The organism is Streptomyces sp. HNM0575, assembly GCF_012726265.1.
GTDB lineage: Bacteria > Actinomycetota > Actinomycetes > Streptomycetales > Streptomycetaceae > Streptomyces.
On sequence record NZ_JAASAG010000018.1, the window covers coordinates 1 to 10,215 of the forward strand.

Annotated in this window: 3 protein-coding genes; all 3 read left to right on the forward strand. The window is 73.6% G+C overall.

The features are described 5' to 3' along the window. Positions 1-2,438, forward strand: a 2,438-nt coding sequence (locus HCC61_RS28780; protein ID WP_206323152.1) for an SDR family NAD(P)-dependent oxidoreductase, incomplete at its 5' end; no start/stop codon positions are given. A gap of 170 nt (positions 2,439-2,608) precedes the next feature. Next, complete coding sequence (locus HCC61_RS28785) at positions 2,609-3,871, forward strand: cytochrome P450 (protein ID WP_169140574.1); 1,263 nt, start codon at positions 2,609-2,611, stop codon at positions 3,869-3,871. 29 nt (positions 3,872-3,900) lie between these two features. Further along, the gene (locus tag HCC61_RS28790; RefSeq protein ID WP_169140576.1) at positions 3,901-10,203 is read left to right on the forward strand and encodes a type I polyketide synthase; all 6,303 of its coding nucleotides are present in this window, start codon (positions 3,901-3,903) and stop codon (positions 10,201-10,203) included. Positions 10,204-10,215 lie beyond the last annotated feature (12 nt).

Consider the following 10,215-nt stretch of genomic DNA (forward strand, 5'->3'; position numbering starts at 1 on the left):
ATTCGCCGTTGATGGAGCCGATGCTCGATGAATTCGCGGGTGTCGTCGCCGGGTTGGAGTTCCACTCGCCGCGTATTCCGTTGGTGTCGATGGTTTCCGGTGAGCGGGTGGAGGCGCTGGGGCCGGAGTATTGGGTGGAGCATGTGCGGGTGGCCGTACGGTTCGCCGACACCGTCCAAGGGCTGGTCGCGGAGGGTGTGTCGACGGTGCTGGAGCTGGGCCCGGATGCCGTACTGAGCGGCATGGGACAACAACTCCTCCCACCCGACGGGCTGTTCGTGCCGTCGTTGCGTGCTGGCCGGGACGAGCCCGTCTCGTTGATGACCGGGCTGGCGCAGCTGGTGACGCGGGGAGTGACGCTGGATTGGGCGGAGCTGTTCCATGGGGCCCGCCGCGTCGACCTCCCCACCTACCCGTTCCAGCATCAGCGTTACTGGCTGGAAGGCACCTACCAGGAGACGGCCGTATCGGCGGCGAGCCCGATGGAGAGCCGGTTCTGGGAGCTTGTCGAGAGTTCCGAAGTGGACGCCCTGGGGCCTGCGGACGACACGGAGCGCGATGCGCTGGAGGCCGCGCTGCCGGTTCTCTCGTCGTGGCGGCGGCGTCAGGAGGAGGCCGCGGGCGTCGGCGACTGGCAGTACCGGATCGGCTGGGAACCGGTGCCGGAACACGACGCCGTCCCGTACGGCGCATGGCTGGTGCTGTGCCGTGAGGAGACCGAGGAGGTCTCGGGCTGTGTGGAGGCGCTGTCCGCCGCCGGCGTCGAAGCCGAACTGGTCGTGACCGGCGGCGAATCCCTGGCCGCGAGCGTGCCCGAGCGCCCGTACGCCGGAGTGCTCTCGCTGCTGCACTTCGGCCAGATGGAGATCGCCGACGCGGTGCTCACCTTCTCGGCCACCGTCCGGGCCCTGGGCGAAGCCGGGGTCGAAGCTCCCATGTGGACGGTGACCGCCGGGGCCACCGAAGCCGGGGGAAGTCCCGCACAGGCCGCGGTGTGGGGCATCGGCCGGGTGGCCGCGCTCGAACACCCCGACCGCTGGGGCGGTCTGCTGGACCTCGCGGGCTCCCCGGAGTGGCCGCGAGTGGTGGCGGCACTGGCCGGCGACGAGGACCAGGTCGCGCTGCGGCCGTCGGGCACGTACGCACGCCGGCTGCTCCCGGCCCCCGAACCGGGCGGCACCGAATGGCGTCCCAGCGGCACCGTGCTGGTCACCGGGGGCACAGGCGCGCTCGGTGCCCGTGTCGCCCGGTGGCTCGCCGCCCACGGTGCCGCGCACCTCGTGCTGGCCAGCCGTCAGGGCGAGAACGCGCCGGGCGCGCGGGAGTTGGCGGCCGACCTGCCGGCGACGGTGGTGGCCTGCGACGCGGCGGACGCCGATGCGCTGGCGGCCGTGCTGGCCGGGATCCCCGCGGAGCATCCGCTGACCGCTGTCGTGCACTGCGCCGGCGTGCTCGACGACGGGCTCGTCGGGTCGGTGACGCAGGAGAGCCTGGAGGCCGTGCTGCGCGCCAAGACCGACGCGGTCGCCAACCTCCACGAGCTGACAGGGGAGTTGGACGCCTTCGTGGTCTTCTCGTCCATCGCGGGTTCGCTCGGCCTGCCCGGCCAGGGGGCCTATGCCGCGGCCAACTCGGCGGTCGACGCCCTGGTCGACGGGTACCGGGCCGCGGGAGAGCGGGCGGTGTCCGTGGCGTGGGGGCCGTGGGCCGAAGCCGGGATGGCCGCCGGCGACACCGGCGAGCACCTGCGTGCGCAGGGCATCGTCCCGATGGCGGCCGAGCGAGCCCTGCGCGCCCTGTCGTCGGCGCCCGGCCTCGACCGGGCCCACACCGTCGTCGCCGACCTCGACTGGGAGCGATTCGCGCCCGCGGCCGAGGGCGCCCCGCTGTACCGCGTGGTGCGGCCGGAGGCGGAACGCCCGGCGTCCGGGACGCCCGACCTGGGCCGCCGCCTCGCCGGTCTGTCCGCGGACCGGGCGACCAAGGTCCTCACGGATCTGGTGCGCGAGGAGGCCGCCGTGGTCCTCGGGCACAGCAGCGCCACGAAGATCCCGCCGGACCAGGCGTTCCGCGACCTCGGCTTCGACTCGCTCACCGCCGTCGAGCTGCGTGCCCGTCTGAGCAGGGCGAGCGGGCTGAACCTGCCCGCCGCGGTGGCTTTCGACTACCCGACGCCCACCGCACTGGCCGCGCACCTGCGCGGCCGGCTGTGGACCGAGCAGGCGGAACCGTCCGCGGTGGACGAGCTCGAGGCCCTGTTCGGCGGCGGGGACGGCGACGACGACGCCAGGGCCCGCGTGGCCGCCCGGCTGGAGGCCATGCTGTCGCGGTGGCACGAGACGCGTGCCGCCGGCGGCGAGATGGCGGTCGAGGACCTCGACTCCGCCTCCGACGACGAGATCTTCCGCGTGATCGACGAGGACCTCGGCCTCCAGTGACGCGCCCGCGCCCGAGGGCGTGGACGAGCGATTACCCCACGATGTGCTCCCGGTGGAGCCGGGCAATTCATCCGCCGCCGGGCCGCTGCTTCAATCGGCCCGCGGATTCAACCGGCCCGTGGACGGGACGGGTTGGCACGGCGAGAACCAGGTTGGCGGAAGGAAACACCATGACCACTGGCCAATCGGCCCCGGAGGTCGGGGTCGGGCACAATCCGCTCGGCGCGCTGATGGACCATGCGATCCGGGCGGACCCGTATCCCTACCTCGCGGAGCTGAGGGAGCGCGGCCCGTTCTCGGTGCTCGACGGCTCGGTGGTCATCTTCGGCGAGTACGAGCACTGCTCGCAGATCCTGCGCCACCGCGACATGGGCAGTGACACCTCTGAGTCGCCCATGATCAAGAACTTCGTGGTCAACGAGGAGGACCGGGCGGCCAGTTCGATCTTCTTCATGGACCCGCCCGGGCACGGACGGCAGCGCAAGTTCATCTCCAAGTCCTTCACCCCCCGCATCGTGTCCGGCTTCGAGAGCCAGATCAGGAAGATCGTCGACGGCCTCTTCGAGGACTTCATCGACAAGGGCGAGCTGGACGTGGTGAGCGAGCTGGCCTTCCCCGTCTCGATCGGCATCATCTGCGACCTCTTCGACATCCCGCAGGACGAGCGCCACATGCTCAAGGAGTGGTCGGACGACTTGGCGCTCTCCACGGAGATGCCGACGCTCGGCGCCGCGATCGGCGTCCAGAACGTGTTCTCGGTCGACGAGATCAACCGGTTCGGCAGCAACGCCATGGCCGCGCACGCCTACTTCGCCGACCTCATCCACCGGCGTCGCAAGAACCCCGGCGAGGACCTGGTCTCCAGCCTGCTGGCCACCGAGAGCGACGGCGACCGGCTCACCCGCCACGAGGTCACCAGCGTGCTGTCCACGCTGTTCGTCGCGGCCCACGAGTCGACCACGAACCTCATCTCCGGCGGCCTGCTCGCCCTGCTGCGCAACCCCGACCAGCTCGCGATCCTGCGGGAGGACCCGAGCGTCATCTCGACGCTGGTCGACGAGACGCTGCGCTACGACCCGCCGGTGCACCTGGCGGCCCGCATGGCGAAGGCGCCCGCCACCATCGGCGGCTACGACCTGCGGGAGGGCGACATCGTCGTGGCGCTGATGGCCGCGGGCAACCGCGACCCGCGCGCCTACCCGGACCCCGACGCCTACGACGTGCGGCGCAAGCCGAAGCCCATGTCGCTCGCCTTCGGTGCCGGCGCCCACTTCTGCATCGGTTCCAGCCTGGCGAAGCTCGAGGCGGAGATAGCGATCTCCGAGTTCGTCCAGCGGCTGAGCGACATGGAGCTGGACGAGTCGTCCCTCGAGTACCGCAGGCACATCGTCGTGCGCGGCCTCGAGCGGATGTGCGTCTCCTTCAAGCGCTGACCCGCTCACACCGCCCCGCGAGGAGACCCATGCAGAACGAAGCGAAACTCCGCGAGTACCTGAAGAAGGTCACCGTCGACCTCGGCCGTACCCGTGAGCGTCTGCGGGAGGCCGAGGAAGCGGCCCGGCAGCCGCTGGCCTTGGTCGGCATGTCCTGCCGGTTCCCGGGCGGAGTGAGCGGTCCGGAGGGGCTCTGGCAGCTGGTGGAGAGCGGCACCTGTGCCATCGGGCCCGTGCCCGCCGACCGCGGCTGGACGGTGGAGACCGTGCCACACGGCGGCTTCCTCGACCGGCCCGACGACTTCGACCCTGCGTTCTTCGACATCAGCCCGCGCGAGGCCGCGGCGATGGACCCGCAGCAGCGGCTTCTGCTGGAGACCGCGTGGGAGGCGCTGGAGCGGGCGGGGATCGACCCGGCGGCCCTGCGCGGCAGCCGGACCGGAGTGTTCGTCGGCACCAACGGCCAGGACCACCGAGTCCGGTTCCGTACGGACGAGTTGGACGGGTTCGCCGCCACGGCGGTCAGCGCCAGCGTCCTGTCCGGACGGATCGCCTACGCGCTCGGGTTCGAGGGCCCGGCGATGACGCTGGACACCGCGTGTTCCTCCTCGCTCGTCGGGCTGCACCTCGCGGCCCAGTCGCTGCGGCAGGGGGAGTGCTCGCTGGCGCTCGTCGGCGGAGTCACCGTGCTGGGGATGCCCGACGCCTTCGAGGAGTTCCGGCGCCAGGGCGGGCTCTCCTCCGACGCCCGGTGCAAGGCGTTCTCCGCCGACGCGGACGGCACCGTGTGGGCGGAGGGGGCCGGGTTCGTACTGCTGGAGCGCGCCGACGACGCCGAGCGGGCCGGGCACGAGGTCCTCGCGTTGCTGCGCGGCTCAGCGGTGAACTCCGACGGCGCGTCCAACGGGCTGACCGCGCCCAACGGCCCCGCACAGCAGCGGGTGATCCGCCAGGCGCTGGAGAACGCGGGGCTGCGGCCCGAGCAGGTCGACGCGGTCGAGGCGCACGGCACCGGCACGGCCCTGGGCGACCCGATCGAAGCGCAGGCGCTGCTGGAGGTCTACGGCAGGGCCCGGCCGGCGGACCGCCCCCTGCGGCTCGGCTCCGTGAAGTCGAACCTCGGCCACACGCAGGCCGCCGCGGGCATCGCCGGTGTCGTGAAGACGGTCATGGCCCTGCGCCACGGCCTGCTGCCGAAGACGCTGCATGTGTCGCGGCCCACCCCGGACGTCGACTGGACGGGCGGCGTCGAACTGCTCACCGAGAACGCGCCGTGGCCGGAGGCCGGTGAACCCCGCCGTGCCGCGGTCTCCTCGTTCGGGATCAGCGGGACCAACGCCCATGTCGTCCTTGAGCAGGCGCCGTTGGGGGAGCCGGATCCGGAGGCGGAGCCGGAGCCGCAGACCGCCACCGGGCCCGCGGTCGTGCCCTGGGTCGTCTCCGCGCGGTCCGAGGCGGCGCTGCGCGGACAGGCCGCGCGGCTGGCGGACGTGGTCGGCCGGCCCGCCGTCGACGTGGCCCATTCGCTGGTGACCGGCCGGTCGCTGTTCGAACACCGCGCGGTGGTGCTCGGATCCGGGGACGAGGACTTCGCCCGCGGGCTGCGGGCACTCGCCGACGGGCGGGCGGAGAACGGCGTGGTCACCGGGCACGTGGACGCCGGCGGCTTCGCGGTCGTCTTCTCCGGCCAGGGTTCGCAACGGCCCGGCATGGGCGCGGAGTTGTACGAACAGTTCCCGGCCTATCGCGAGGCCTTCGACGCCGTGTGCGAGCAATTTCCGCCCGGACTGCGGGACATGGTCTTCTCGGGCGGCGACGACCTCGACCGTACGGAATGGGCGCAGCCCGCGCTGTTCGCGCTGGAGGTCGCGCTGTTCCGGCTCGTCGAGTCGTGGGGCGTGACGCCCGACCACGTCGCCGGGCACTCGATCGGCGAGATCGCGGCGGCACATGTCGCGGGGGTGCTGTCGCTGGCCGACGCCTGCCGCATGGTCGCGGCGCGGGCGTCGCTGATGGAGGCGCTGCCGCCCGGCGGCGCGATGGTCGCCGTCGAAGCCTCGGAGGACGAGGCGCGGGAACTGCCCGATGAGGACGAGGCGGTCGACGTCGCCGCGGTGAACGGCCCGGCCTCCGTCGTGATCGCGGGTGCCGAGGACGCCGTGGCACGCGTGGCGGGCGTACTGCACGAGCGCGGCCGCCGGACGAAGCAGCTCACCGTCTCCTGCGCTTTCCACTCGCCGTTGATGGAGCCGATGCTCGACGAGTTCGCGCGCGTCGTCGCCGAGTTGGAGTTCCACCCGCCGCGCATCCCGCTGGTGTCGATGCTGTCCGCGGGGTCCGCGGGGTCCGCGGGGTCCGCGGGGTCCGCCGGGTCCGTCGCCGAGCCGGGCCACTGGGTGAGGCACGTACGCGAGAGCGTGCGGTTCGCCGACGCCGTCCGCGTACTGGAGACCGAGGGCGTCACGACCTTCCTGGAGCTGGGCCCCGCAGGGGTGCTGGCCGGGATGGGCCCGGACTGCCAGAGCGGCCAGGGCACTTGGCTCGCGGGGCTGCGCGAGGGCCGCGACGAGACGGCCGCCCTGCTGACCGCGGTCGCGGGCGCGGCCGTGCGCGGCACGAACGTGGACTGGGACACCCTCTTCAGCGGCGCCCGCCGCACCGAGCTGCCCACCTACGCCTTCGAGCACGGGACTTACCGGCTCGTCCCCGGCCGCCCCGCCGACGCGGCCGCCTGGGGCCTCGGCACCGTGCGGCACCCGGTCCTGACCGCTGCCGCCGATGTGCCCGGCACGGGCATCGACGTCTTCACCGGCACGATTTCCCTGCGTACGCACCCGTGGCTCGCCGACCACGCGGTACTGGGCACTCCGCTGGTGCCGGGCACCGCCTTCCTCGACCTCTGTCTGAACGCCGGCCGCCTCGTCGGCCTGCCGCGGGTCGGCGAACTGACGCTCCAGACCCCGCTGCCCCTCGCGCCGGAAGCCGAACTCGCCCTGCGGGTCGTCGTCCAAGGCCCCGAGGACGACGGCGGCCGGCCCGTCGCCGTCCATTCGCGGCGGGCCGTCGCCGGCGGCGCGGAGTGGACCTGTCACGCCACCGGACGGCTCGTCGCCGAGGAGGCGCCTGCCGAGCCGGAGACGGTCTGGCCTCCCGAGGGCGCGGTCCCGGTGGAGATCGCCGGTGCCTACGACCGGCTCGCACACGCCGGATACGAGTACGGGCCCGCGTTCCGGGGCCTGCGCAAGGTGTGGCGCACCGGCGACGGCCTGTGCGCCGAGGTCTCCGTCGCCGAGTCCGCCGCGGGGTTCGCCGTCTCGCCGGCCCTGCTGGACTCCGCGCTGCACGCGGTCGTCGTCGCCGACCTGGCCGAACGGCCCGACGAGTCCGAACCACCGCCCGCGCGGCTGCCGTTCAGCTGGACCGGGGTGAGTCTGTTCGGCACCGGAGCCGCCGACCTTCGGGTCCGGCTGGACACGGGGGAGAACGGCTCGGTGGCCGTCACCGCGACCGACTCCGACGGGCGGCTCGTACTGGCAGCCGACTCGCTCGTCTCGCGCGAGGTCTCCCGCGCGGCCGTCGCGGCGGGGGAGCGTGAGCTGCTGCGGCCCGCGTGGGTCCCGCTGGAGGTCGCCGAGGGAGAGCCGCTGCCGCTGCTCGAAGACCTCGGGGACGACGTGCCGGACCTGGTACTGCACCACCTCGCGGCCACGGAGGCCGACCCGCTCACCGGCGCCCGGCAGGTCACGGCCGCGGCGCTCGACGTGGTCCAGCGCTGGCTGGCGGACGAACGGTTCGCCGCCGCCCGGCTCGTCGTGGCGGCCCCGGGCGCGCACGCGGACGCCCCCGACCCCGCGCTCGCCTCGGCCTGGGGGCTGCTGCGCTCGGTGCAGACGGAGAACCCGGGTCGTCTGCTGCTGGCCGACACCGGCACCGGCACCGGCACCGGCGCCGGCATCGATGCCGCCTCCGCTGACCTGCTCGGCGGGGCCGCGCGGACCGCCGTGGCACTCGGCGAGGACCAACTCCTGCTGCGCGACGGCGAGTTCTTCGTGCCGCGGCTGACGCGCCCCGACGGAGACGACCGCCTCGTACCGCCCGCGGGCTCCTGGCGGCTGGACGTGACCAAGCCCGGCACGGTCGACGACCTGACCGTCGCCGAGGCGCCCCGGGAACCCCTGGGCGACGGTGAGATCAGGATCGCGGTCCGCTCGGCGGGCATGAACTTCCGCGACGTGCTGATGACTCTCGGCATGTACCCGGGTGTGCCGAAGCTCGGCACTGAGGGCGCCGGGGTGGTCGAGGAGACCGGGCCCGGCGTGACGGAACTGGCGCCCGGAGACCGCGTGTTCGGGATCTTCAGCCACGCCTTCGCCTCCTCGGCCGTGACCGACCACAGGACGGTGGCGCGCATACCGGCGGGCTGGACGTTCGACCAGGCAGCCAGTGTGCCGATGGCGTTCCTCACGGCGATGTACGCCCTGCACGACCTGGCGGAGCTGGGCGAGGGCGAGCCCGTGCTCATCCACTCCGCCGCGGGCGGGGTCGGTACGGCCGCGGTGCAGCTCGCCCGGCACTACGGCGCCGAGGTGTACGCTACCGCCGGCGACGGCAAGCGGGACGCGGTGCGTGCGCTGGGCGTCGACGACGACCACATCGCCTCCTCCCGCACGCTCGACTTCCGTGAGCGCTTCCCGAAGGTGGGCGTCGTACTGAACGCCCTGACGGGCGAGTTCGCCGACGCGTCGCTCGACCTGCTCCGCCCCGGCGGGCGCTTCCTGGAGATGGGGCTCGCCGACGTGCGCGACCCCGAGGCCCTGGCCGCCGACCGGGGCGTGACCTACCGGGCGTTCCAGCTCGTCGAGGCCGGTCCCGACCGGATACGCGAGATGCTGAGCGAACTGGTCGGCCTCTTCGGCCGCGGTGTGCTCAGCCTGCCGCCGCTGCGGGTCTGGGATCTGCGCCGTGCCCGCGAGGCGTTCCGCTTCATGTCGCAGGCCCGGCACGTCGGAAAGGTCGCGCTGCGGATACCGCGGCGGCCCGACCCGGAGGAGACCGTGGTCGTCACCGGAGCGAGCGGCCGCCTCGGCGGTCTGGTCGCCCGGCATCTGGCCGGGCAGGGCGCGCGTGAGTTCCTGCTGCTGGCCCGGGGCGACGTCCCCGCCGAACTCGTCGACGCCCTCCGGGGATTCGGCGCGAACGTCACCGCGCGGCGGTGCGACGTCGGCGACCGTGCCCAGCTCGCCGACGCCCTCGAAGAGGCCCGCCCACTCACAGCCGTCGTCCACGCGGCCGGTGTGCTCGACGACGCCCTCGCCACGTCGCTCACTCCGGAGCGCGTCGACGCCGTACTGCGGGCGAAGGCCGGCGGCGCCTGGCACCTGCACGAGCTCACCAGCGACGACGACCTCGCGGCGTTCACTCTCTTCTCCTCCGCCGCGGGCCTGCTCGGTTCGGCCGGGCAGGCCGCCTACAACGCGGCCAACGCGTTCGTCGACGCCCTCGCGGCCGACCGGCAGGCGGCCGGGCTGCCCGCCACCGCCCTGGCCTGGGGCCCCTGGGACGCGAGCGACGGGATGACGGGCGGTCTCACGGCTGCGGACACCGCGCGCATGCGCCGGACCGGCGCCGTCGAACTCACCGCCGAGGACGGCCTCGCGCTGTGGGACCTTGCCGCGGCCGCGGACGAGCCGGTGCTCGTACCGATGCGGCTGGACGTCGCCCGTCTCACCGATCCGCCGCCGCTGCTACGGGAGTTGGCCCCGGCCGTGGCCCGGGCGGAGCCCGTGGCCGCCACGGCACCGGCAGGCCCCCGTGACGAGTTCCTGACGCGGCTGCCCACTCTGTCGCCGGACGAGGCGGGACACGTGGTGCTGGAAATGGTCCGCGAGCAGATCGCGCTCGTGCTGGACCACCACTCCCCGCAGGCGGTGCCGCCGGAGCAGTCCTTCCGCGGCCTCGGCTTCGACTCGCTGACCGCGGTCGAGCTGCGTAACCGGCTCAAGGAGGCGACCGGGCTCACGCTGCCCGCGACGCTCGTCTTCGACCATCCGACCCCCCGCGCGCTGGCCGGGTTCCTCACCGGAGCGCTCGCCCCGGCCGAGGAACCGGCGGCGTCCTCGCTGCTGGCCGAGCTCGACCGGCTCGAGTCGCTGCTGGCCACCGCACCGCCGGACGACGCGGTGACCGAGCGGCTCCGGAAGCTGCTGGCCGCGCGGTCGGCGGCGCCGCCCCCCGCGGATCAGGGCTTCAGCGAGGCGCTGGACGACGCGGACGCCGACGAAGTCCTCAAGCTGATCGACTCCACGCTCTCCCGCGGCCGCCGGAGCCGGTGATCCGCGCCCTGA